At 59.6% G+C, this 21,410-nt stretch carries 27 protein-coding genes; 15 read left to right on the forward strand and 12 right to left on the reverse strand.

Going from position 1 to position 21,410, the window contains the following annotated elements; translation table 11 throughout:
- Positions 1–269 precede the first annotated feature (269 nt).
- Entirely contained in the window at positions 270–497 is a 228-nt protein-coding gene (locus JI59_RS28155; RefSeq protein ID WP_052117805.1) for a helix-turn-helix transcriptional regulator, read from the forward strand.
- 218 nt (positions 498–715) lie between these two features.
- Positions 716–1,213, forward strand: coding sequence for a DUF3987 domain-containing protein (locus JI59_RS25475; protein ID WP_052117806.1), 498 nt, complete (start codon positions 716–718; stop codon positions 1,211–1,213).
- A gap of 57 nt (positions 1,214–1,270) precedes the next feature.
- Here the strand turns inward: JI59_RS25475 and JI59_RS00750 are convergent.
- A protein-coding gene (locus JI59_RS00750; protein ID WP_085997526.1) for an IS3 family transposase occupies positions 1,271–2,442 on the reverse strand; the annotation gives its coding sequence in 2 pieces (ribosomal slippage) (positions 1,271–2,178 and positions 2,178–2,442; 1,173 coding nt in all).
- Between the two features lie 45 nt (positions 2,443–2,487).
- Here JI59_RS00750 and JI59_RS00760 point away from each other — a divergent pair.
- Complete coding sequence (locus tag JI59_RS00760; RefSeq protein ID WP_081976325.1) at positions 2,488–3,483, forward strand: DUF3987 domain-containing protein; 996 nt, start codon at positions 2,488–2,490, stop codon at positions 3,481–3,483.
- A gap of 619 nt (positions 3,484–4,102) precedes the next feature.
- On the opposite strand, the gene JI59_RS00765 is transcribed toward JI59_RS00760, so the two are convergent.
- The 7 genes from JI59_RS00765 to JI59_RS00795 form a co-directional block, all read right to left on the reverse strand.
- A complete protein-coding gene (locus tag JI59_RS00765; RefSeq protein WP_007015830.1) occupies positions 4,103–4,684 on the reverse strand; it encodes a UPF0149 family protein in 582 nt (193 codons plus the stop codon).
- Entirely contained in the window at positions 4,681–6,234 is a 1,554-nt protein-coding gene (gene tnpC / locus JI59_RS00770) for an IS66 family transposase (RefSeq protein ID WP_007015831.1), read from the reverse strand. Before tnpC ends, JI59_RS00765 begins: the two co-directional genes overlap by 4 nt.
- 50 nt (positions 6,235–6,284) lie before the next feature.
- Positions 6,285–6,638, reverse strand: coding sequence for an IS66 family insertion sequence element accessory protein TnpB (gene tnpB, locus JI59_RS00775; protein ID WP_038575295.1), 354 nt, complete (start codon positions 6,636–6,638; stop codon positions 6,285–6,287).
- Positions 6,635–6,877 (reverse strand): hypothetical protein, encoded by a 243-nt coding sequence (locus tag JI59_RS25895; protein WP_007015833.1) that lies wholly within the window; start codon positions 6,875–6,877, stop codon positions 6,635–6,637. The genes tnpB and JI59_RS25895 overlap by 4 nt, the downstream gene beginning before the upstream one ends.
- 79 nt (positions 6,878–6,956) lie before the next feature.
- Positions 6,957–8,128 (reverse strand): IS3 family transposase gene (locus tag JI59_RS00780; RefSeq protein ID WP_085997526.1). Its coding sequence is split into 2 segments (ribosomal slippage): positions 6,957–7,864 and positions 7,864–8,128, totalling 1,173 coding nucleotides; the frame shifts between segments, so codons are not numbered across the junction.
- Between the two features lie 60 nt (positions 8,129–8,188).
- Positions 8,189–8,530, reverse strand: a complete 342-nt coding sequence (locus JI59_RS00790; protein ID WP_039856925.1) for a nucleotidyl transferase AbiEii/AbiGii toxin family protein — start codon at positions 8,528–8,530, stop codon at positions 8,189–8,191.
- 5 nt (positions 8,531–8,535) lie between these two features.
- Positions 8,536–9,324: a type IV toxin-antitoxin system AbiEi family antitoxin gene (locus JI59_RS00795; protein WP_007010925.1), complete on the reverse strand. Its 789-nt coding sequence runs from the start codon at positions 9,322–9,324 to the stop codon at positions 8,536–8,538.
- Positions 9,325–9,681: 357 nt separating this feature from the next.
- Between JI59_RS00795 and JI59_RS00800 the strand changes: the two genes are divergently transcribed.
- Positions 9,682–10,017, forward strand: coding sequence for a helix-turn-helix domain-containing protein (locus JI59_RS00800; protein ID WP_038575298.1), 336 nt, complete (start codon positions 9,682–9,684; stop codon positions 10,015–10,017).
- Between the two features lie 101 nt (positions 10,018–10,118).
- Here the strand turns inward: JI59_RS00800 and JI59_RS27265 are convergent, their stop codons facing one another.
- Both JI59_RS27265 and JI59_RS00810 read right to left on the reverse strand, forming a co-directional pair.
- Positions 10,119–10,298, reverse strand: coding sequence for a DUF5818 domain-containing protein (locus JI59_RS27265; protein WP_274378208.1), 180 nt, complete (start codon positions 10,296–10,298; stop codon positions 10,119–10,121).
- Positions 10,299–10,342: 44 nt separating this feature from the next.
- Positions 10,343–10,999 carry a lytic transglycosylase domain-containing protein gene (locus JI59_RS00810; RefSeq protein ID WP_038576708.1) on the reverse strand — a complete coding sequence of 219 codons (657 nt, stop codon included), beginning with the start codon at positions 10,997–10,999 and terminating at the stop codon, positions 10,343–10,345.
- A 548-nt stretch (positions 11,000–11,547) separates the two neighbouring features.
- On the opposite strand from JI59_RS00810, the gene JI59_RS00815 reads away from it, so the two are divergent.
- From JI59_RS00815 to JI59_RS00845, 8 genes are all read left to right on the forward strand, one after another.
- On the forward strand, positions 11,548–12,033 hold the full coding sequence (locus JI59_RS00815; protein WP_007010921.1) for a hypothetical protein: 486 nt from the start codon (positions 11,548–11,550) through the stop codon (positions 12,031–12,033).
- Positions 12,034–12,083: 50 nt separating this feature from the next.
- Positions 12,084–12,347, forward strand: coding sequence for a helix-turn-helix transcriptional regulator (locus JI59_RS00820; protein ID WP_007010920.1), 264 nt, complete (start codon positions 12,084–12,086; stop codon positions 12,345–12,347).
- Between the two features lie 37 nt (positions 12,348–12,384).
- Positions 12,385–13,077 carry a HEPN domain-containing protein gene (locus tag JI59_RS00825; protein ID WP_007010919.1) on the forward strand — a complete coding sequence of 231 codons (693 nt, stop codon included), beginning with the start codon at positions 12,385–12,387 and terminating at the stop codon, positions 13,075–13,077.
- A gap of 247 nt (positions 13,078–13,324) precedes the next feature.
- Positions 13,325–14,620 carry a tyrosine-type recombinase/integrase gene (locus tag JI59_RS00830; RefSeq protein ID WP_007010918.1) on the forward strand — a complete coding sequence of 432 codons (1,296 nt, stop codon included), beginning with the start codon at positions 13,325–13,327 and terminating at the stop codon, positions 14,618–14,620.
- A 304-nt stretch (positions 14,621–14,924) separates the two neighbouring features.
- Entirely contained in the window at positions 14,925–16,055 is a 1,131-nt protein-coding gene (locus JI59_RS00835) for a Fic family protein (RefSeq protein WP_007015364.1), read from the forward strand.
- Entirely contained in the window at positions 16,052–16,342 is a 291-nt protein-coding gene (locus JI59_RS25900) for a DEAD/DEAH box helicase family protein (protein WP_202946110.1), read from the forward strand. The genes JI59_RS00835 and JI59_RS25900 overlap by 4 nt, the downstream gene beginning before the upstream one ends.
- Positions 16,339–16,860 (forward strand): hypothetical protein, encoded by a 522-nt coding sequence (locus tag JI59_RS00840; RefSeq protein WP_038575303.1) that lies wholly within the window; start codon positions 16,339–16,341, stop codon positions 16,858–16,860. Before JI59_RS25900 ends, JI59_RS00840 begins: the two co-directional genes overlap by 4 nt.
- The gene (locus tag JI59_RS00845) at positions 16,845–17,063 is read left to right on the forward strand and encodes an Lrp/AsnC ligand binding domain-containing protein (RefSeq protein ID WP_052117828.1); all 219 of its coding nucleotides are present in this window, start codon (positions 16,845–16,847) and stop codon (positions 17,061–17,063) included. Before JI59_RS00840 ends, JI59_RS00845 begins: the two co-directional genes overlap by 16 nt.
- A 177-nt stretch (positions 17,064–17,240) precedes the next feature.
- Here the strand turns inward: JI59_RS00845 and JI59_RS00850 are convergent, their stop codons facing one another.
- Together JI59_RS00850 and JI59_RS00855 are read right to left on the reverse strand one after the other, a co-directional pair.
- Complete coding sequence (locus JI59_RS00850; RefSeq protein WP_007015360.1) at positions 17,241–17,522, reverse strand: transposase; 282 nt, start codon at positions 17,520–17,522, stop codon at positions 17,241–17,243.
- A gap of 150 nt (positions 17,523–17,672) precedes the next feature.
- Positions 17,673–18,572 (reverse strand): LysR family transcriptional regulator, encoded by a 900-nt coding sequence (locus tag JI59_RS00855; RefSeq protein ID WP_007015359.1) that lies wholly within the window; start codon positions 18,570–18,572, stop codon positions 17,673–17,675.
- 130 nt (positions 18,573–18,702) lie between these two features.
- Between JI59_RS00855 and JI59_RS00860 the strand changes: the two genes are divergently transcribed.
- From JI59_RS00860 to JI59_RS00870, 3 genes are read left to right on the forward strand one after another with little or no spacing between them, the layout of a single operon-like run.
- Positions 18,703–19,260 carry a carboxymuconolactone decarboxylase family protein gene (locus JI59_RS00860; RefSeq protein WP_038575305.1) on the forward strand — a complete coding sequence of 186 codons (558 nt, stop codon included), beginning with the start codon at positions 18,703–18,705 and terminating at the stop codon, positions 19,258–19,260.
- On the forward strand, positions 19,257–20,252 hold the full coding sequence (locus JI59_RS00865; RefSeq protein ID WP_007015357.1) for an ornithine cyclodeaminase family protein: 996 nt from the start codon (positions 19,257–19,259) through the stop codon (positions 20,250–20,252). Before JI59_RS00860 ends, JI59_RS00865 begins: the two co-directional genes overlap by 4 nt.
- 39 nt (positions 20,253–20,291) lie before the next feature.
- Entirely contained in the window at positions 20,292–21,383 is a 1,092-nt protein-coding gene (locus JI59_RS00870; protein ID WP_007015356.1) for a cupin domain-containing protein, read from the forward strand.
- Positions 21,384–21,410 lie beyond the last annotated feature (27 nt).

Below are 21,410 nucleotides of genomic sequence, written 5' to 3' on the forward strand. Positions count from 1 at the left end.
CGTGGTTGCGGGTGCGAAGGTGCAAATTATCCAAGCATTATCCGCTAGCCTGTGCTAACAGAGCACTGTCGTTGCTTTTTGCATCGATCGGGGCCGGCACCCGTCCACGAGAAAAGTCCCGGAAACGCAGCCGGTGAGGCGCAAGGGTGAAAGCCCCCTAGGCCCCGGACACTCTGCCAGAGGGTGTTCCTCTGGTGCTGGTGACTACAGCTTAATGACGCTCTGCATGATGCGCGAACCGCATGCAGGGCTATGCTGGAGTTACCTGTATGTCAGCCAAAGTCCTGACCCACAAACAAGCCGCAGCCCTGATTGGCGTGACGGAGGCTACCCTTCGCTTCTGGAGAGTCCGGGGCCGCGGGCCCAAATTTACGAAGCTGTCCGATTCCAAGCAGGCAGGCGTCCGATACGACCTAGCCGATGTTGAGACCTGGAAGGCGGAACGAAAGTTTGCCAGCACCAGTGCCGCAACAGTCGGTCACCCCGGCGACGCCTGAACCTGCCCCTCATGAGTAGCGGCAGGACCGTTCGAGCGACCCTGCCGCTGGAGAGATCAACATGACATGCTTTACTTACGAAATCAGCGGTTCGGTCTGCAACCCCGCTGCCCGACAATCGCACCCAGCGTATATCGCGAAAAATCGTTCTGCATTGGAAAGTCACCTGACGCGATCTGCCTTTCCTGAATCCCGGTCATACCGGGAGGAGGCGTGCCGTGGCTGACCTATCGAATGCAAACCTAGACGCCGTGGCAAGCCTTGTAGCTTGGAACCCTAAGCCCCTTCGCAAGGAAGATCGTCCCTTCGACTATCCGTTGGAACGGTTGCCCGGTGTAATTGGCGATGCAGTACGGGAGGTTGCCGACTGCATGCAGGCACCTGTTGCACTTGTCGCGGCTTGCGCTTTGTCAGCGGTGTCTGCCGCGGTGCAAACTCAATTCAGCGTTCGCCGCAATCGAATCCTTTCTGGACCGGCCTCTCTCTACTTCCTCAGCGTTGCAGAGAGCGGCGAGCGCAAGAGCAGCGTGGATAGCCTCTTCATGAAACCGATTCGGGATTGGGAAGCAGCGCAGCGGAAGCGCGAGAAGGAGCTTGAAGAAGAATATAGAAAGGAAATGGCTGCTTGGGAAAAGGCCGACAGTGCTGATCGAGGTGATCCGCCTGAAAAGCCTGATCCGACAGCTAAAATGCTTCGTGTCGATGATACAGCTTGAGGTGGTCCCGCCTTCCTGTACAGGTTTGCGGCTAAGTTAAGCTCATCCGGTTGTTGTTTACGCCGCCATTCTGGTGATCAGATCATGGGGGGCATGCCCCCCATGATCTGAAGCGTCGATTTGCCCATATGCCTCTGCCGGGGTTTTGCCTGCAAGGCGTGAGTGAGGCCGGTGATGGTTGTAATAGGCGAACCAGCGGGACAGGCCTGCGCGCAGTTCGGAACCCGTCTCGAAGGCGTGCAGATAGACGCACTCGTACTTCACCGAGCGCCACAGGCGCTCGATGAAGACGTTGTCCATCCAGCGCCCCTTGCCATCCATGCTGATTTTCACTTCGGCCGCCCGCAGCACGCCGGTGAAGGCCTGCGAAGTGAACTGGCTGCCCTGATCGGTGTTGAAGATGTCCGGCTTGCCAAAGCGGGCCATGGCATCCTCCAGAGCCTCGACGCAAAAAGCCGCGTCCATGGTATTGGACAATCGCCAGGCCAGCACCTTGCGGGTGGCCCAATCCATGATCGCAACGAGATAGAGGAAGCCTCGGCGCATCGGTAGATATGTCACGTCCGCACACCACACCTGATTGGGCCGCTCGATCTTCATGTCCCGCAGCAGATAGGGATAAATCCGATGCTCCGGGTGCGGATCGCTCGTGCGCGGGCGCTGGTAGATCGCCGCCAGCCCCATCTGCGCCATCAGCCGTCGTACCCGGCGGCGGCCCACCGCATGACCAAGCCGCTGCAGGTGCCGCACCATCTGCCGGCTGCCGTACCACGGACAGTCCATGAACGTCTCGTCGATTACCCGCATCAGCGCCAGCGTCTCCTCGCTCTGAGGCGCAGGCGTATAATAATAGGAAGACCGGCTGATCGACAGCAGGCGGCACTGCGCCGCGATCGACAGGCGCTGGTGAGCAGGCTCGATCAGCAATCGCCTCTGGCCCGCGCTCATCGACCGGAGGCTTTCGCCAAAAAATCCCGCTCCACCAGCAATTGCCCGATCTTGGCATGCAGCTTCTCGATTTCCGCTTCGGTCTCCGTCTTCGACGCCTGCTCACCGCCGTCGAACAGGCTGGCCATCCCGTCCACCGCCTGACGCTTCCATCCCCCGATCATCGTATGGTGGACGCCGTGCTTCGCAGCCAGTTCCGCCAGCGTCAGTTCACCACGGATCGCCTCCATCGCAACTTTCGCCTTGAATTCCGCGCTGTAGCGCTTTCTCGTCTTCTTCATTCCCGTCCATTCCTTAGGTCGGGATGAGCTTAACACCCTGTCCAGATTTCCAGCACCACGTCAGCTGAAGCACTCGTTTCGCACCTGACGAAGTACCCGATTGCGGCCTTCATCAGCTCTGAGGCCGGTGTGATCTTCGGTGGGCATTCCATGAAGGCGGAAAGCGTCAAACGAAACTTGGGACTGCTTAACCAACTGTGGGACGGAGGACCGGTAAATGAAGGTCGCGTCGGTAGAGGGGAAACCTATATCGAGAGCGTCCGCGTCACGATGGGTCTAATGGTCCAGCCAAGCGTCCTCGATAGCTTCTTTCAGAAGACCGAAGGGCTGGCGCGCGGTATCGGATTTTTCGCCCGGTTTCTGTTCAGCCATCCTGAAAGCACCCAAGGTCTGCGGTTTTACAAGGAACCAGAAGCGATGCCATCGCTCGATGAATTCCAGCGGCGCGTCACTTCGCTTCTACAACTCCATGCGTTGAAGGATGATTTGGGCAGGCTGGTGACTCACCCCGTGGGTCTGGATGCCGGGGCACAGAAGGCTTGGATCTGCTTCCACGATGAGGTGGAAGAATTCATTGGGGGTGACCGCGAATACTCGACCATCAAGGATGTTGCGAGCAAAGCGGCGGAGAACGCGGCTCGGCTGGCATGCTGCCTCCACGTCTTCACGAAGTATGGTGGTCCATTCGGTGATATCGAGCATAGCACCATGGACTCCGCATGCTCTTTGATGCGCTGGTATCTCGACGAGGCCGTTAGGTTCGGTCGAAAATCTGAAATGACTGAGGATCTGCGAAACGCAGAGCTGCTTGAGGGTTGGCTGGTGGAGAAACACAAGGAGGCAATCCGCCAGAAACGCGAAACGCTTATCACAGTGAACACAATCCGACAGAAGGGACCCAATGCCCTGCGCGGCGGTAAGCGCATTGATGATGCGTTGAGCCTTCTTCAGGACCATGGGAGACTGCGCGTGACGCAATCGCCGGGCTCCAAGACCCGGTTCGTCACGGTTGCTCCCCCAGTGATCATCGAATGGAGCTAACCACAGCGTTGACTGGATCGTAGCGGTTCGTAGCGGCGGATTTCGGGGGCTCTTGCTACCTTCGTAGCGGCCCCAATCCCGCACAAATGCGCGTAAACAGGGGTGCCGTAGCAAAAATAGCCGTTGCGGCCAGCGCGCGCTACGGCGCGGTAGCAGCGATAGCATGGCGGTGCGGGAAGATATTCAACAGCGCCCTTTTTATCTCCGTGCCAGCCAGCGCTTTTGCAGCAATGCGTACCCGACAACGGCTATTTCGCTACGATTCCAAGCTGTACGCTTGCGAAAGCGCACAAAACCGCTGTTTTCGTGGTTAGTTTCTGTAGCGAAAGCGCGGCTACGCTACCGCTATGGCCGCTAGGATCGCAGTTTGGTGCCAAAATGTCTTGGGGACGAAATGCAGATCGCTGAGTGGTAGCGGCAACCAAGACAGCGCCAAAATTAACATGAAGAATTTCCAGAATTCTTCAATACTTTGAACATGGTATGCGCAGCAGAAACAAATTAACGCATTAACCTCGCCTTCGCTTACGTTGCTGAAAGCGATCGGGTGCTTACAAACCGATTTCGAGTGCAATGTAACCGCTGCACCGGCCCCACGCAGGAGCTGACGAGGTAGCCGTCAGAGCGCCGTCATGGTTCGTGCGAAGGCGCAGTGGTCATGGAGGAACGAGATGATCTCGGGCACCATGCGCCAGGTATCGGCGAGAGCGTGATTGGCGGACGGATCGTCGAGTTGCTCGATCAAGGAGGCCCCCCCGGTAAGGGTGCTGTGGCCGAGGATGGCGGCTAGCGGCAAGCCGAACTCGGGATCATCTACGAAGGGGGTCCAGGCATTCATGTCGAGATGCATCGCGGTAAAGAAGCCGTTGGCAAAGTCCTCGAGCAACACCTCGCCATCCTCGGTGCGCATATAGATCGGCGCATAGATCTCCGGCTGCTCGGCAAGCTCGATGCAGATGCGGTTGTAGCGCTGGAGAATCGTTCTGCGTGCAGGTGCCGAACTCGCGCTTCGGGTGTGTTCGCGCAGGATGCTCTTGAGCCATACGTCGGGATCGATGACGCAAGGGCCTGCCGCCAGCGCAGCGAGGAAGCCGTCGATCGAGGAGACGCCGGCAACCGGCGGGTCGAGGGCGTCCAGCCAGATCTCGAGTTGCTCGAGCGAGAGGGTTCTGCCCCCGGATGCGTGCCGTTTGGATCTCATGCCGCCAAGGCCTTAACCGGCTCGTGTGCAGGGCGCCAGTTCCAGGCGAGGAGACTGTCGAGTTCGTTGATCTTCACCTTCTCCGAGACGATCCGCTCCAGAACGTCGCTCAGCCATGTGTACGGATCAAGGCCGTTGAGGCGAGCTGTCTGGAGAAGTGACGCCAGGACAGCCCAGGTCTGGGCCCCTTCCTCGCTGCCGGCGAAGAGGCTCGCCTTCCTGCCCTGGGCAACATTTCGCATGCCGCGTTCGACGGTATTGGTATCGACCTCGATGCGACCGTCCTCCAGGAACAGCGTCAGCCCCTTCCAATGATTGAGCGTGTAGCGCATCGCCTTGGCCAGATCGGATTTGGGCGAGAGCTTGGGCAGTATGTCGTCGATCTGGGCCTTGATCCTGTTCATCGCTTCCCGGGCCTCGGCCTGACGGGCGATCAGGCGCTCTGCTGCGCTGCCGGTGCGCACCCGGGCCTCGATGGCGTAGACCTCACCGATCAGGGCGATGATCGCGGCAGCTTCGGGCGACGGAGATTTGCGGTAGGCGTCGACGAACTTGCGGCGAGTATGAGCCAGACAGAAGACAAGCGTGATCCCTTCCGCCCCCTTGCGGACGAGCGCCTTGTAGGCGGCGTACCCATCGACCTGCAGGATGCCCTGATAGTTGGCAAGCTGCTGGCGCGCTTCAGCCTGCCCGCGACCGCGCGCATGGATATAGGCGACGGCGGGCCTTGCCGGGCCAGACCAGGGTCCGTCGTCGCAGGCATGGGCCCAGAACTGTGTGATCCGGGTTCGTTTTCGTCCCTTCTCGAGAACCGGCATCCGGGTCTCGTCGCAGAATATTCGGGATTGACCATGGATGTAGGCAAGCAGGCGCTCATAGAGCGCCTTGAGCCACCATGCGACCTTGCGCATCCATCGGCTCGGGAGGGCCCGGTCGAGAATGACGCCTTGCCCTGCCAGCATCTGCAACTGCCGGTTAAGCGGGATCGACCAGGCGAAGCGCGCCGTCGCCATCCAGGCCAGGGTCGAGGTGGTGACCATCGAGCCGGGGATCGCGCGGCGCGGGGCCGGCGCCTGGACCACGCCTTCACGGCAGTTGCGGCAGGCGTAGCGCGGTCGCACGGTACGGATGACACGCACGATGGCTGGCACCCAGTCGAGAGCTTCGCTGGCGTCTTCGCCGATCCTGTGAAGCTTGCCTGCGCAGCAGGGGCAATCCAGCGCTTCGGGCTCTATCACGCGCTCCACCCGTTCGAGATGGGCGGGTAATGCCATCATGCCACGCTTCCTGCGCGGGCGCCGGATCAAGGGCCGTTCCTCGGCCACCTCGTCGTCGTTCGCCGCGGTGACCGGCGTGCTGACCAGATCGCCCAGATCGAGCAGCCCCTGATCTCCCAGGATGACGCCGGCGCGTTCCGACCGGCTGCCGAAGGCCTGATGGCCTACGCCTTTGAGCAGTGCGCGCAGCTGTGCAATTTCAGCCCGGAGCTCACACACCAAGGCTGCCATTTGCTCAATATTTTCAGAAAGATCGTCGGCTCCGGCGGGCATGGTTGCCTATACCACACAGGCTTCCCGCCGCCACTTAAAAACCACCGATTTCAGCCATAAAATGCAGGGCGACGGGCCTCTTGCGACGGCAATTTCTGCCAATCCAGACCAGACAGCAGCGCCACGCACTGCGCCCCGCTCAGAGCCAGCGTTCCACCTCGCACCGGCGGCCAATGGAACTTCCCATGGTCGAGCCATTTCGTCGCCATAACCGCGCCGGACCCGTCATGACGGACCAGCTTGACCTTATCTGCTCCCTTGTTGCGGAAGACGAAGACATCCCCGGCGCAGGCGTCATGGCCCAGCACATGCGTCACCAGTCCCATGAGCCGGTTAATCCCGGCCCTGAAGTCTACGGGCTGCGTGGCCACATAGATCCGCACGCTTCCATCGATGGGGATCACGCGCGGATCGCCGCCAGCACCGTGCGCAGATGGTCCGCCTCGATCGCACCCCGGATACGAACGGTCACGTCGCGCACGATCAGTTCCATGCCGGCGGTCTGGCTCGCCTGCTCCGCTTCCGCAACGACCGTCACGGGTACGAGCCGCAATTCCTCGACAACGCCCGCTGCCCGCGCCTGTCGACGCCAATAGTGCAACAGGCCCAGGCCAACACCGTTATCCCGTGCGACCTGCGCCACCGTCCTCCCAGGCGCGAAGTGAGGTGGTCCCGCCTTCCTGTACAGGTTTGCGGCTAAGTTAAGCTCATCCGGTTGTTGTTTACGCCGCCATTCTGGTGATCAGATCATGGGGGGCATGCCCCCCATGATCTGAAGCGTCGATTTGCCCATATGCCTCTGCCGGGGTTTTGCCTGCAAGGCGTGAGTGAGGCCGGTGATGGTTGTAATAGGCGAACCAGCGGGACAGGCCTGCGCGCAGTTCGGAACCCGTCTCGAAGGCGTGCAGATAGACGCACTCGTACTTCACCGAGCGCCACAGGCGCTCGATGAAGACGTTGTCCATCCAGCGCCCCTTGCCATCCATGCTGATTTTCACTTCGGCCGCCCGCAGCACGCCGGTGAAGGCCTGCGAAGTGAACTGGCTGCCCTGATCGGTGTTGAAGATGTCCGGCTTGCCAAAGCGGGCCATGGCATCCTCCAGAGCCTCGACGCAAAAAGCCGCGTCCATGGTATTGGACAATCGCCAGGCCAGCACCTTGCGGGTGGCCCAATCCATGATCGCAACGAGATAGAGGAAGCCTCGGCGCATCGGTAGATATGTCACGTCCGCACACCACACCTGATTGGGCCGCTCGATCTTCATGTCCCGCAGCAGATAGGGATAAATCCGATGCTCCGGGTGCGGATCGCTCGTGCGCGGGCGCTGGTAGATCGCCGCCAGCCCCATCTGCGCCATCAGCCGTCGTACCCGGCGGCGGCCCACCGCATGACCAAGCCGCTGCAGGTGCCGCACCATCTGCCGGCTGCCGTACCACGGACAGTCCATGAACGTCTCGTCGATTACCCGCATCAGCGCCAGCGTCTCCTCGCTCTGAGGCGCAGGCGTATAATAATAGGAAGACCGGCTGATCGACAGCAGGCGGCACTGCGCCGCGATCGACAGGCGCTGGTGAGCAGGCTCGATCAGCAATCGCCTCTGGCCCGCGCTCATCGACCGGAGGCTTTCGCCAAAAAATCCCGCTCCACCAGCAATTGCCCGATCTTGGCATGCAGCTTCTCGATTTCCGCTTCGGTCTCCGTCTTCGACGCCTGCTCACCGCCGTCGAACAGGCTGGCCATCCCGTCCACCGCCTGACGCTTCCATCCCCCGATCATCGTATGGTGGACGCCGTGCTTCGCAGCCAGTTCCGCCAGCGTCAGTTCACCACGGATCGCCTCCATCGCAACTTTCGCCTTGAATTCCGCGCTGTAGCGCTTTCTCGTCTTCTTCATTCCCGTCCATTCCTTAGGTCGGGATGAGCTTAACACCCTGTCCAGATTTCCAGCACCACGTCACACCTCGATCTTGATTTGCACCTCGTCCGCACGGACGATCAGCTTGGTGACGATGTTCTCGCCGGCCGAGCGCGAGGCATGGACCCGCGCACCGCGTATGCCCTTCTCGATCCGCTTCGCGATGCGCAGCATGGCGGCGTCGATCGCGGCGAGCGAGGCGGCGCGATCCTCGACCGGCAGATAGGTGAGGTCGATGTCGACCGAGAGGCGCGGCAGGTCGCGCACGAACAGGTTGATCGCCGTGCCGCCCTTGAGGGCAAAGACTCTTTCCTCAGCAACGAACGGGAGAACGCGGATGAGAAGGGCGACCTGTTGCCGGTAGGTGTCGAGAAAAGCCATGGCGATCAATGCGCCTCGAGATCGGCGGGAACGGTGATCTGGTAGCGCGAGTCCAGCCTGCCGTCTTTGACAAGGACGCGCTTGCCCGCGCCGAGATCGACGCGCGAGGTATCGAGACGCGAGCGCCACGCATGGCGGTGGCGGTCGGCGAAGAACAGGAAGAGCCGCTTCACCTTGACGCTGGCGCAGGATTCAAGAAGCGTTTGCAGGCGGCGCGGACTCAAGTCGCTCATGCCTTCCATCAGGGCATCGACCTGATGGAAACTCTCGTGCCCGGGGAGTTCGTCGAGCAATTCGAGAACGGCGCGCTCCTTGCTGGAATAGTGCAGAGGCAAGGTCTGGCCAGCGGCGCCGGCCATGACAGGGCTTGGCTCGGGCGGCGCATCGGCATCGCCGGGAAACAGTCGCAGACTGTTGTGCCAGCGGAAAGCAACATCGAGCGGCAAGCAGGCAAGCCAGGTCGGCGGGCGCTTCGGCCCGTAGAGGTGAACCTCACGCACCGAAGCCGACAGGTAATGGGCGTAGCCCTGCTGTTCGAGCGCGGTGCGCCCGCCAACGGTCAGGGGCAGGTCGAGCACGGTCTGGAGCGAGACAACGGTCTGCTGCCATGTCAGCGGGGTGCGCGCACGGCGATAGACGCGCCGCGCCGGACTGGTGAGCCAACCGGCGCGAACGTACTGGCTGCGCAGAGATGATGAATAACCGTGGGCTTCCATCCATGCCGCATCGGCAAGGAGTCCCTCGGGGAGTTCCTGCTGGAGGCGGTTTAACTTATGGTCAGAACGCATAGCCATACTTAGCATTTTGCCGGATTCGTAAACCGATGTCGAGTTTATAAATTCCGGTTTTTGGAAAGCCGCACTTGGCGTTTCATGCAATCCATAAACCTATCAGCCCTATTCACCGCACATTATGCGGTGAATAGGGCTGATATTCGCCGCAAACAGGCAGGGGCGGGGCGCGCGTCAGCGCCCTTCGGCCTCCTCTGTTTTCGGCTTCGGAGTATATGCGATGATGCTGCGCTATGCCCACCTCGCGCCCGGACACAAGCTGAAGGCGGTCGAAGTGTTCGACCGCAAGGTTCCGCTCGCGGCGGTAGCGTGACATGGTCCGGCTTGATCTGTTGTCATATTTGACTACAGATTGCCGCGATGGCTGGCCCAGACAATTCATGCGAGCTGGTGCGCGGCTCGGGCAATGTCTTCGCCGATTTCGGCGCGCCCGATGCGGGCCTGCGCCAGCTGCGCGCCACGCTTGCCGCTGAAATCATCAAGGCGCTCGATGCCGAAGGGTTGAGTGTGCGCGATGCCGGGGCGCGGACCGGCGTGGCGGCGGCGGATTTCTCGCGCATTCGCCAGGTCAAGCTCGACCGCTTCACCGTCGACCGGCTGCTGCGGATTCTCGACCGGCTGGACTGGGATGTCCGGGTGGAGGTATTGGTGACGCCGCGCGCGCCCGGAACGGCGGAGGCCCCGATTGCTAGCTGACTCATGCCTATTGCAGGACCGCCAGCGAATGCAGGTCGTTCGGATGCGCTATGGGGTAGGGAAGTTCTCCAACTCGTCGCGAGATATCCGCCGCAGGAGAATCAGGAAGGATGACTGTCCGCGCCAATCCAGTCGGCGCGTAGGCGATCCATCCCTGCAACGACGCCTTCGACGATCACCTTCGAGCCGATAAGATCGTCGGCAACTTCCTCGCTTTCGACAATCCAGACCTCGTCTGTTTTCGTGGTCAGGATCATCCCACGCCTGCCGCGGCTCAGCATTCCTGACACGCGTATTCGACCGGAACTCACCACTACCCCCCTGTTCAGAAGCGCCAATGACGCAGCACATCGCGCACATAGGCCGGTGTCTCGCCATTGCGTGGGATACCGCCCGCTCGCTCGACGGCGCCAGGGCCCGCATTGTAAGCGGCGAGGGCCAGATGCACTACCCCGAACTTGTCGAGCATCTGACGCAGATACTTCGCCGCGCCGAAGAGGTTCGCTGCGGGATCGAAGCGATTTGGCACGCCAAGGTCGCGCGCGGTCCCCGGCATCAACTGACCCAGGCCAGCGGCACCAGCCTTGCTGATCGCCAGGGGGTTATACCGGGACTCCGTCCATACCAGAGCGTCGAGAAGGCCAATTGGCAGCGAGTATTGAGCCTCCGCTGCATAGACATGGGGAAGGTAGCTTGCCCGTCGAAAGCCCGATGGGCCGGTGCCTTCGGGCTTCGCATAACGATAGGGGAGGTGGGTCCTGCCCGCTTCGAGAACCGGAGCGCCGGACGAAGCTGCCAGGGACTGTCGCCAGATCCCATGTTCGACCAGTTGGAAACCGTTCGCCCCCTCGGCCACACGGAAACCGTCAGGTCTGATCTCTGGTGCAGCACCCTCAGGGGCAGCCTCCCCTTGCGCGTGAGCCGGGACGACGAACGCCCATCCCGTCACCGCCGCTGCGATCATTGCCCATCTCAGTCTCATTTCCCGATTCCTTCTATGGCCGAATCGGGGTGGAACATATATAGAACATTGCATGTAGGTGAATTTCGTCAGGGCAGGGGTGAAGGTCGTGTCGGCGCCGGCGTAGGCGGCGCTGGCAGCGAGTGCTGCGACCGCAATCGGCACTGCGAAGGTCAAGGCCCGCCCGAACTTCGAGGGGCTTTGATCGGTGGCGCCGGAACGCCGGGAGAGGGTGAGAGACTGCATATGGAGCTCCATCTGGAGGGGTGAACCCAGCGTTCTTTCGTTCGCTGTGTGTTCCACATGCATATAGGAAATGGATGTAGGAAAGTCGGATTACCTTTCGCGCCGATGCGGCGGACTGATATGGACGCATCGAATGGACGGTGTCGGCGATAATGCACAGAAACAGCGGATTATCTGGTGATGTGCGTCGATGAATCCCGACAGGAGCGCCGACGATTGTCGGCGACTCGGGGCTAGGGGATGATTCGCCTAGAAACGATATGTTCCGCTAATGTTCTTTTTGTTTTCCTACATGCGGTGCGCGCGATATGGCTACGACTCAGTTGTTCATCGTCGGAGTTTCTTCCATGCACCAGCCCGCGTCATTCCGAGGCAAAGCGAATGCCAGCCTCGCGCACATTCTGGCCCACGCCATCGAGTCGTCTGACAAACCCAAGCACCAGATCGCTCGAGAAGTAGGCATCCATCGCGAGACCCTGCTTCGCGTCATGCGCGGCGACCGGCCGATCGGTCTAGATGAAGCTGCCCTCGTACTCGACGTGTGCGGCGCCTTTCCACGTGCGAGCATGATCCTGGCTCTTGCTGGTCAGGAAGATCTGGCCTGCGAATGGATGCGCAGCGAGATGGGGGAGTTCCTTGAAGACTTCTTCACCGCCTTGCCTGGTCAGCTCGAGCGGACGCTTGGTCGACGGGTCGAAGATCTGAGGCCGCGGTGGGCTAACGGCACCTCGCAACTCGTAGCGCGCATGCTCGCCAAGCATATCGACGATTTTGCCAATCGTGACATCGCGATGGCGCTGCCGCGCTAAGGCTATTCACCTCGGAGGGGACCGAGCCAATCTACCCGACAGGACAGACCATGAATGCGAAACCCCAGATCACCGATGGCGCTTCGACCGATGACGAGGCGCTGCGGCAAGTCCTTCCGCCGGCGCGGCTGTTGCGTCTACCCGAAGTCATGGACCGGGTCGGCTTGCGGCGTTCAGCCATCTACCTGCGGATGAGCGAGGGCCGCTTTCCTAAGTCGCGGTCGCTTGGTCCCAAATGCGCAGTATGGGTCGAGGCAGAAATCAACGACTGGATCCAGTCGATCGCTCTGAATTCGTCGCGCGCCGATCCATGATCTATGCCACGGAAAATCCTCGCGCTAAGCTGCGCGCATGGTTCATCGTTACCCGGCGGGCAATCCACTTCATCCAGAGGCCTTGAAAGAGAAGCAGCGATCGCTTCGCGCAGGTTTTCCAACGCCTCTGACCCTGCGTGTTCACCGCGCCCTGTCCTGGCTTCGCCGCGCTGTAGCGGAGGACGAGGACCAGGACGTTCGCTTCATTCTCCTCTGGATCGGGTTCAATGCTGCCTATGCTGGCGACGTCGAAGCCTCGGCCAGCAGCTCAGCCCCTGAAGGCGAGCGCGGCCTGTTCCAGACGTTCTTCTCGACACTGGTGAAGTTTGACGGGCGCCACCGGGTCTATGACGCGGTATGGCAGCGTTTCAGCCAGGAGATTCGCCTCCTGCTCGATAACCGCTATGTCTATCACCCCTTCTGGCAGCATCAGAATGGTGTGCCCGGATACGATGATTGGGAGCAGAAGCTCGAGCGTAGCCGGACCGCCATCAATTATGCCTTGCGTGAGCACGACACGGTCCGGATTCTCTCGATCCTGTTCGATCGGCTTTACGTTCTGCGTAATCAGCTCGTGCATGGCGGCGCAACCTGGAACAGCGATGTCAATCGCGACCAGGTGAGGGACGGGGCGTCGCTGCTGGGTTGCCTGCTGCCGATCTTTGTTGATCTGATGATGGACAATCCGCAGCACGAATGGCCGATGCCGAACTATCCCGTCGTGGAATGATCAGAGCTGGCAGTCAGGCAGAGGCCGGGTCTGAGCGAAATCTGAAACTCGGCTAGCTCGCTCACGACATCTTCGCTCATCCCTGAGAAGAGTTCGATCAGCTCGTCCTGCCGCGGTTGCCCGAATGCCAGTCGATAGCTCGCCAGCGACTTCTTCAGGTTATCCCCTACACAGCACCTGCACAGCTATGGAATTCAGCGCGCGTTCGTTCCAAACCTGCACGGTATCTGCACAGTGGAGCGTGGCTATGGCATTCATCATCGACAAGGAGGTTCTGGAAACCGGCCTGATCATTTTCAGGCGCGGCGATGTCGAACACCGCAATTTTTATTGCCGCATCAAGCTCCCCAAAGAGGATCGCTACAAGACGATTTCACTCCACACGGCGGATCGGGAGTCTGCCCGAGATCGTGCGTTCGATCAGGATGCCGACATTCGGTTTCGCGTGAAGCATGATGTGGCCGTGTTCAATCGTCCGTTTCGGCAGGTGGCGGAAGACTATCTCCAGACGCAGCAGCGCCGCGCTGATACGGGCGAGGTTTCCCATGACCGGGTGAAAAATCTCCGAAACGCCTTCAAGAAGGCGCTCGAAGATTATGTTGGCAGCACCCAGATTCACTTGATCGGTCAAGACCGTTGGGCGGGTTATCCGACTTGGCGGCGGGAAAACGGCAAGGGGCGGTTCCGCGAGCATATCAGCGATGCGACAATTCAATTTGAGATGGGCGCGCTCAACGCAGTGATGAACTTCGCCATTACCAAGCGGCTTGTGCCTGCCAGTCACCGTTTTGAAGGCCGACCGAAACTCAAAACCATGCGCCGCGACGAATTCACGATTGAGGAATATCGCAAACTGCACAGCGTCGGGCGCAAATGGATCAGGGCGGCGACCACACCCCAAGGCACTTGGTATCGGACCATGTGCTACAATTTCATGCTCATTATGTGCAACACGGGGATGCGTCCGCCCGAGGCGAAGAATTTGCGTTGGCGCGACATCACACTCGCCAAGGATCGCGACGGGCGCGAGATCGTCGTGATGTTCGTCCAGGGCAAAGGTAAATCACGCAAGCTCGTGGCTCCCAAAAGCGTCGGCGAATATCTCGATCGGGTGCGCGAGCTGTCCAAAGCCACTGCGCCCGATGATGCCGTGTTCACGATCATCAACGGGAAGCCTGCCAAATATCTCTACAGCGACACCGTGCAGGCCTTGCTCGTGGAGGCTGACTTACGCATGGGGCCGAACGGCATCCCGCGTTCGACCTATTGCTTCCGCCACACCTACGCCACCTTCCGGCTTAGCGAGGGTGTGGACGTCTATATCCTGTCAGAACAGATGGGCACCTCGGTCAAGATGATCGAGAACCACTACGGCCATGTGAATACCATCAAGCACGCCGACCGCGTGTTGATGGGCATTGGCGGATGGGAAGCCATGCACGCCGATATGGATGCTGAAGGCGACGTTGAAGAAGCCACCGCCAATGCGCGACAGGCGGCAAAATCGAAACAGTCGGCTCGCCCTGCCCACTTCAAACGCTGACTCCGCATCGCTGATGCCCTTTGGAGCCTTGCGTTTGCGCCGGATATCCGATGCGCCGCTGGCGCTCTTGATCGGGACACCGGCCAAGCGGGTGAAGGAAATAGGTGCGCCGAGCCTCAAGCACCCCTTTGCCCGCGTCTTCACCGCACTTGTCGCCCCTTCGCCGCTGGCGAACTCAAAGGGGTGCAATGCGGTGTCTTTCCACCGGCAGCCGAAAATCTTGGCCGCTTGTGATTGATTGGCTATCGCTTTATCAATCATAATCATGCTATATCATGATTGATAGAAAGGCATCTTATCCATCATGCGCTGGAATTGGCAGCTTCCCGATTGGCCTGAATTCCGCTTCGATGCGGATAGCATCCGTGCGGCAGAAGAGCAGTTCCTGAAAGGCTCCGGCGTTGTCATCGGCGCGCTGCACCACCTAGATGCCGATGCGCGCGATGGCCTGACTGTCGAACTCATATCGCAGGAGGTCGTCGAGAGCTCCGCCATCGAGGGCGAAATTCTCGACCGCGACAGCGTTCAATCGTCGCTGGCCAAGCATCTGGGCTTTGCCACAGATTCGCGCCGTGCAAGTGCGGCGGAGGCCGGTGCCGCCGAGCTCATGGCCGATGTTTACCGGAACCATGCAGCGCCACTCGACGATCAGACGCTATTTGCGTGGCACGCGATGTTGATGAACGGACGCCGGGATATTGCCGATGTCGGGCGCTACCGGACGCATGAGGACGCAATGCAGATCGTTTCAGGGGCGCTCCACGCGCCGCGTGTGCATTTCGAGGCACCGCCATCGGATACCGTGCTACTGGAAATGTCCCGCTTTATCTCGTGGTTCAACGACCGTGCGCCGTCGTCACCGAATCCGCTTCCAGCGATCACCCGTGCCGCGATCTCGCACCTGTGGTTTGAGAGCATCCATCCCTTTGAAGACGGTAATGGCCGGATCGGACGCGCAATTGCTGAAAAGGCGTTGGCGCAAAACCTGTCAGCACCGACGCTGACCGCGCTTGCAGAAACGATCCACCGCCACCGAAAAGCCTATTACGCCGCACTCCAGCTTGGAAGCCAGAGCAATGACATCAATGTCTGGCTCGCATGGTTCGCCGATATTGTCATCGAGGCGCAGGCGCGGACGATCACCCGCATCCGCTTCCTGATCGACAAGACACGGCTGCTTGATCGCTTGCGCGGGGAAATCAACGAACGGCAGGAGAAGGCGCTGCTTCGCTTGTTCCGCGAAGGGCCGGATGGGTTTGAGGGCGGGTTGAGTGCGGGAAATTACCGGACAATTACGGGGGCTGCCCTTGCCACTGCGACACGCGATTTGGCCGATCTTGTCGAGAAGGGCGCGCTGATCCGCACCGGTGAGCGTCGCTATGCTCGTTATCGCCTTGCGGTTGGAGTGGTAGCCGATAAAAGCGCAAGTGAATGACTGAAATAATTACAGATTATCACTCAAAATACTTGGCTAGTGACCTTGTGCGACGGAGATCGTCCGATAGCAGTGAAAAGCTCGCAGTTGCTGTCGCGGGCGCGCAAGTTGATATGAATCCGCATCAAGTGGACGCGGCCTTGTTTGCATTTGCATCGCCACAGTCAAAGGGAGCGCTGCTTGCCGACGAAGTTGGCCTTGGCAAAACTATCGAAGCCGGATTGGTGATTTCGCAACGGTGGGCCGATGCACATTTCTTCCGCGTCAATCAAACAACCCAAATTTGAGCTATTTGCAGGCCGTTCCCGGGGAGCGCTACACCTCCCCTATCAATCGCGACTATGCCATCCGGCATTTCAAACAGCTCGCAGAGCGAAAGTCGGTCAGGCTTTCAAAGCTTATATGGGAAACGATGCGTTTGTTGCCAGAAACGCATCACAAACATGACTGGGCTACATATGAAAACCCCCTTCGAGCAGTGTATCGCAAGAACGAGAGCAATGGTGCGCGCTTTGCCGATTCGTGCCTTGTTCATCAGCTCCGAAATTTTGCATGGGTGCCACAGGGCAAGGCCGAATTCGTAAAGCCAGCGCAGGCTCGATCAGAACTGCTGCCAGAAGGGTTCACCTTCGATGCCGGATGGCCTTGGCTAAAAGCTATCCAGTTTGGAAAGAATATTGAAGCCCAGAGTGCTGCCGACAAGGCACGGGCCGCTGCCGTCGCCGATCGGGAAAAATCACAGAACGAAGCTGCGAAAGCATTGGGCTTTGACGATGCGGAATACGCGCCATGCCAGGCGAAGTGAAAAGGGTGGCTCAAATGCTGAGCGATACGCCTGAGGTCGTCGAAGCGGATCGCGTGACCGGGGCGGACTGTTTTCTGGCGAAATTCGTGGTTAGCGACGTGCAAGAACTTGAAACTGTGGTTGATCGCTTCGTCCCGTTCGCATCGACCGACACGGCTATCATCCAATCGTCAACAGTCGCCCGACGCCTTCCAAAATTATAAAACGTCCCGGTTCGGACTGCGGTGTTGAGGCCAGCTAAGTATATGCCTGCCCTTCGCGTTTAGCACGATCGGAGCCGACGCAAGGGCGGGCCTTGGACGCGATACTGTTATAATGTCCGGAAAGGGGTGGTTTGCTGACTGGCAGGTTCTTGGGACCAGAGGTAGGATAACTGACCTTCATGAGGGCCAAAAGCTTTCGACGGCAGTCGACCCAACTTTGCCACTCATCCGCGCATCGGCAACATTGTTTTGGGCCGCCAGGATCAGCACCTTGAGCATCGCCACCGGATCATAAGCCGGGCGACCGCCCTTCGCTCCGTCCCCGGAGGCCAGCGCCGCAACCAGCGTCGGGCGGAAAACCTCAAAATTGATGATCAGGCCCAGTTCTTCCAGCGGGTCGCCATAGGCCGATAAACGCTTCAAATGATCCGACAATCCAAACAATCCAGCCTGACGCATCGCCGCCTCCCGTCAGGACGAGTGAATCAAATTACCCCAGGAATGTCGAGAGGTTGATGGAGGTGCCCAGATAGTCGACAAGGGCGTTGTCGGCGTCGTCAAGTGAGGTTGGCGGAAAGCGGTGCCCGCTGTGCCTCGTTTCGCGTGGGTTCAGGCCAGATCGGCACCGAAGAGCGAGAGGAATTGGCGCGCTGTAGCCGAGGTGGATTCCCGGTTCCATGCTAGCGCGAAACGCACGGAAGATAGTTTTTGGGCCTTCCGAGGAACCTTGAGGTTCCGGAATGTGGCCCCATCGATAGACAGGTGCCGCGCCGAGGCCGGAACAATGGCGACTCCTTCGCCACAAGCGACGATGCCTATCACGCCTTCCGTATTGGGGGCGACATGGGCAATCATCGGGCTGAAGTCGACCGTCCGACACAGTTCCAGAAGGTCAGTGTGGAAATTGTATCCCATCCGGGTCTCATAGGAGATAAATGAACAGTATTCCAGTTCTCCGATATTTACTTCCTCTGAGTTGCGGGCGAGTGGGTGGTTGTTTGGCAGGGCGATGATAAGTGGTTCAGTGCGGATGATATGGTGAGCAATCATTGCGTCATTGATTGGCAATCTGATGACGCCAATGTCCAATCTGCCTTCTCGTAATGCTTCGAGTTGTCCGGTTATCGATATGGTGCAGAAGTCGATCGCCACATTTGGTACTGCGGAGCGGAACTGCCTGACCAGCGCAGGGATTAGCGAGTAGACCATTGATCCCCCAAATCCGATGGTCAGCGATCCTCGAAGGCCATCCGCAGTTTCGCGTGCAGCCAGAGCCCCGCTCTCAAGCAGGTCGATGATTTTTCGGGCTGTGTTGACGAAACTTGTGCCGGCAGGCGTGATCTGCACATGATGCTTGCTCCGTTCGAACAGCTTCGTCCCGACCTTGTCTTCGATATCCCTTATCGCCCGGCTCAGCGGCGGCTGCGAGATGTGGCACCGCTCTGCGGCGCGGGTGAAATTGAGTTCCTCCGCCAAGGCAATCGTGTAGCGCAGTTTGGAGAGGTCCATGGTTAAACCTTTTCGGTATGACACAGTGCGGAATCGGTATTTTACATCGCTCAAACCGCTATTACAACGAGTATCAGGAGGAATGGAGCTAATACTATTCCAGATCGTGTGAATGGAGTTTCCAACAACCATGAGCGGACGTATCCCGCGCTTGAGCTTTGAAGAAATGGCTCCGCGACTCCAGGGAATCTTGCGTTCGCGGGTGGAGCGGCTGGGCTATCTCGGCGAGTTTTTCCAATACAGTGGTGCGCTGCCCGATGTGCTTGCGCCTTACATGGAAATGACCGAGGCGCTCAAGCAGGCGCTTCCCGACCGTTTGACGGAAACCGGCGCGCTGACGGTCGCGAGACTCATGGGCAACGCATATGAATTGCATCAGCATGAGAGACTCTCGGTCAAGCGCGGCTTTGGCGAGGATTGGGTTGCTGCCGTCGAGCGGCTTTCGCCTGATGATGCGCCGCTGCTCTCGGGTAAGGAGCGTGCCGTGCAGCGGCTGGCCATGGCGATGGTCGAACGTCGCGGAGTAGGCGTCTCGCGCGAAATCGAGGTTGCTATCGAACAGGTCGGCGCGGATCAGGCCTTGGCCGTGATGTTTCTTGTCGGGCGCTACATCACGCACGCGCTGATCGTGAACGGCCTCGAACTTCAGCCTCCGGTCCCTTCGATTTTCGAAAAGCTTGGCTCATGAGCGAAGCTCTCTGGATCACCGAAGGCGAAGTGGTTTCGCTGCTGGCGCTGCCGGAAGTGATCGAGGCATTGCGCTGGGGTCTTGGCGAACAAGCGGCCGGCCGCGCCAGCAACATGACCAAGACGCAACTGACTTGGGGTGGCGGCTCGACCCTGCATGCCATTGGCGCGCTATTCGAAAGCGGGCCCATTGTCGGCACCAAGACCTGGACCCACACCAAAGGCGGCGCCAATCCCCTGCTGTTGCTGTTTGACGCGGGCAAGGGGAAACTGCTTGCCGTGATCGAGGCTTTCGCACTGGGGCAGATGCGTACGGCGGGGATCAGCGGCCTGGCAACCGATCACCTTGCTGATAGCGCAGCGCGGACAATGGCCATGATCGGCACTGGCAAGCAAAGTCTGGCGCAAGTCGCCGCCGTCGCTGCGGTGCGCCCGCTCGAACGAGTGGCCATCTGGAGTCCGACCGAAGCCAACCGCCGGGCGCTGGCGGAAAAAGTGCGCGACCGACTTTCGTTGGAGGCCGTGGCGGCAGGATCGTTGGAAGAAGCTCTGGCGGGGGCTTCGGTCGTCACTTTGGCGACGCGGGCCGGAGCGCCCTTTATTTCGCGCGATGCGCTTGCGACTGGCGTGCATCTCAATGCCATCGGCGCAATAGGGCCGGACCGGATTGAGTTTGAGCCACAGCTTTTGGACCGCGCGACGGTTTGTGCTGCTGACAGCATATCGCAGGTGCGGAGGCTTAGCCGGGAATTCATGGCTGCCTTCGATGACGATGAGGCGAAGTGGACGCGGCTGAGGCCGTTGAGCGAACTGGTGGCGACGCGATTCCAAAGACCCGCCGACGCCGATCTCACGGTTTTCAAGGCGATGGGCATGGGGATTTCCGACTTGTCTGTCGGGATCGAGGCACTTCGGCGGGCACGCGCGAAAGGCATGGGGCGTCAGCTGACAAGCACCACTTTTCATGAGCCGAGACTGCGGCTCGATCCGTGATGACTTGGGTGAGCCGGAATTAGGAATGGAAGCGACAAGATGACGAACAGGAATATTCTGGATGGCAGTGGTCCGCTCTTGCCTCAGTCGGCGCTGTGGGAACCATTTATTTTCACAAAAGAGGAGATCGACGCGGAAATCGAGCGGCTAGCCGCTATTCCCAAGCCTGCCAACGGGCGCCGCAGGTCTTATTTTGTCCATCCAGCTAACCGTAGATCGGTCGGGCTTGGCCCCGGTATCCAGGTATCGCTCGATGTGCTTCTCCCGGGGGAGGAAACAGCGACCTTCCGCCAGAACTCGAGTCAAGTGAATTTCGTGATCCGGGGGCAGGGACGCAGCGAGATCGATGGTCAGGTTCGCGATACTTCCCTTTATGACGTGTGGAACACGCCTTCGATGCGGGTTTATCTGCACAAGAACACCGGAGACGATCTTTACGCTCGGCTGACTTACTCCAACGCGGCGCTGCTCGAGATGATGAACATCCATTTCCAGGAGGAAAATCCGGATATCGCGTCGCCCTCGGAAAACGGCCACGGCTCTGAGGAGTACGATCCTACGAAGGTCAATCCATTCGGAACGTTCCAACTGAATGAGGGTGGGGCGTGGCTGATGCCATACGAGCGCCTGATCGATCCGCCATGCCACGAAAGCCCGGCGCTGTTCTGGCCGTGGGCAGACGTAAAGGAGCATCTCGACAAGCTTGAGGCGCTTGGGAAGGAATACGTTGGGCGTAGGCTCTATCTCTTGTGGAATCCCGCTACCGGCCGGACCAATGGAACGACGCCGAACTTCTTCGCCACCATGACCCTTCGCCCGCCGAAGATAGTGGATCGGCCGCATCGACATTCGTCAGCGGCGATAAACTACTACTTCTCCGGTTCAGGCCGATCGACGGTGGAAGGCAAGGTCTATGAGTGGAAAGCCGGCGATCTTATGCTTTCGGCGCCGGGCTGGGCGGTTCACAATCACGCGAGCTTCGATGAGCCGGTTTATGAACTCACTATCCAGGATCAACCGCTCAACATCGTGATGGAATCCCTGCTTTGGCAGGAAAGCCTTAAGGAACCTCCTGCCCTGCTGGGGGTTCAGCAGGGATTTGCGACAAACCGTGTCGAGGTGGCGGCTTGATGCAGGCTGCAACCCCGCCTGTCGTCA

The organism is Novosphingobium pentaromativorans US6-1 (genome assembly GCF_000767465.1).
GTDB classification, from domain to species: Bacteria; Pseudomonadota; Alphaproteobacteria; order Sphingomonadales; family Sphingomonadaceae; genus Novosphingobium; species Novosphingobium pentaromativorans.

Coding starts and splice junctions, on each gene's coding strand:
- JI59_RS00845 (WP_052117828.1), top strand. CDS start 16,845: ATGCCAGGCGAAGTGAAAAGGGTGGCTCAAATGCTGAGCGATACGCCT.
- JI59_RS00870 (WP_007015356.1), top strand. CDS start 20,292: ATGACGAACAGGAATATTCTGGATGGCAGTGGTCCGCTCTTGCCTCAG.
- JI59_RS00790 (WP_039856925.1), bottom strand. CDS start 8,530: ATGGCTTTTCTCGACACCTACCGGCAACAGGTCGCCCTTCTCATCCGC.
- JI59_RS00830 (WP_007010918.1), top strand. CDS start 13,325: ATGGCATTCATCATCGACAAGGAGGTTCTGGAAACCGGCCTGATCATT.
- JI59_RS00810 (WP_038576708.1), bottom strand. CDS start 10,999: ATGAGACTGAGATGGGCAATGATCGCAGCGGCGGTGACGGGATGGGCG.
- JI59_RS00820 (WP_007010920.1), top strand. CDS start 12,084: ATGAATGCGAAACCCCAGATCACCGATGGCGCTTCGACCGATGACGAG.
- JI59_RS00855 (WP_007015359.1), bottom strand. CDS start 18,572: ATGGACCTCTCCAAACTGCGCTACACGATTGCCTTGGCGGAGGAACTC.
- JI59_RS25900 (WP_202946110.1), top strand. CDS start 16,052: ATGACTGAAATAATTACAGATTATCACTCAAAATACTTGGCTAGTGAC.
- JI59_RS00835 (WP_007015364.1), top strand. CDS start 14,925: ATGCGCTGGAATTGGCAGCTTCCCGATTGGCCTGAATTCCGCTTCGAT.
- JI59_RS00860 (WP_038575305.1), top strand. CDS start 18,703: ATGAGCGGACGTATCCCGCGCTTGAGCTTTGAAGAAATGGCTCCGCGA.
- JI59_RS00800 (WP_038575298.1), top strand. CDS start 9,682: ATGGCTGGCCCAGACAATTCATGCGAGCTGGTGCGCGGCTCGGGCAAT.
- JI59_RS00865 (WP_007015357.1), top strand. CDS start 19,257: ATGAGCGAAGCTCTCTGGATCACCGAAGGCGAAGTGGTTTCGCTGCTG.
- JI59_RS28155 (WP_052117805.1), top strand. CDS start 270: ATGTCAGCCAAAGTCCTGACCCACAAACAAGCCGCAGCCCTGATTGGC.
- JI59_RS00850 (WP_007015360.1), bottom strand. CDS start 17,522: ATGCGTCAGGCTGGATTGTTTGGATTGTCGGATCATTTGAAGCGTTTA.
- JI59_RS27265 (WP_274378208.1), bottom strand. CDS start 10,298: ATGCTGAGCCGCGGCAGGCGTGGGATGATCCTGACCACGAAAACAGAC.
- JI59_RS00825 (WP_007010919.1), top strand. CDS start 12,385: ATGGTTCATCGTTACCCGGCGGGCAATCCACTTCATCCAGAGGCCTTG.
- JI59_RS00765 (WP_007015830.1), bottom strand. CDS start 4,684: ATGAGATCCAAACGGCACGCATCCGGGGGCAGAACCCTCTCGCTCGAG.
- tnpC (WP_007015831.1), bottom strand. CDS start 6,234: ATGCCCGCCGGAGCCGACGATCTTTCTGAAAATATTGAGCAAATGGCA.
- JI59_RS00795 (WP_007010925.1), bottom strand. CDS start 9,324: ATGGCTATGCGTTCTGACCATAAGTTAAACCGCCTCCAGCAGGAACTC.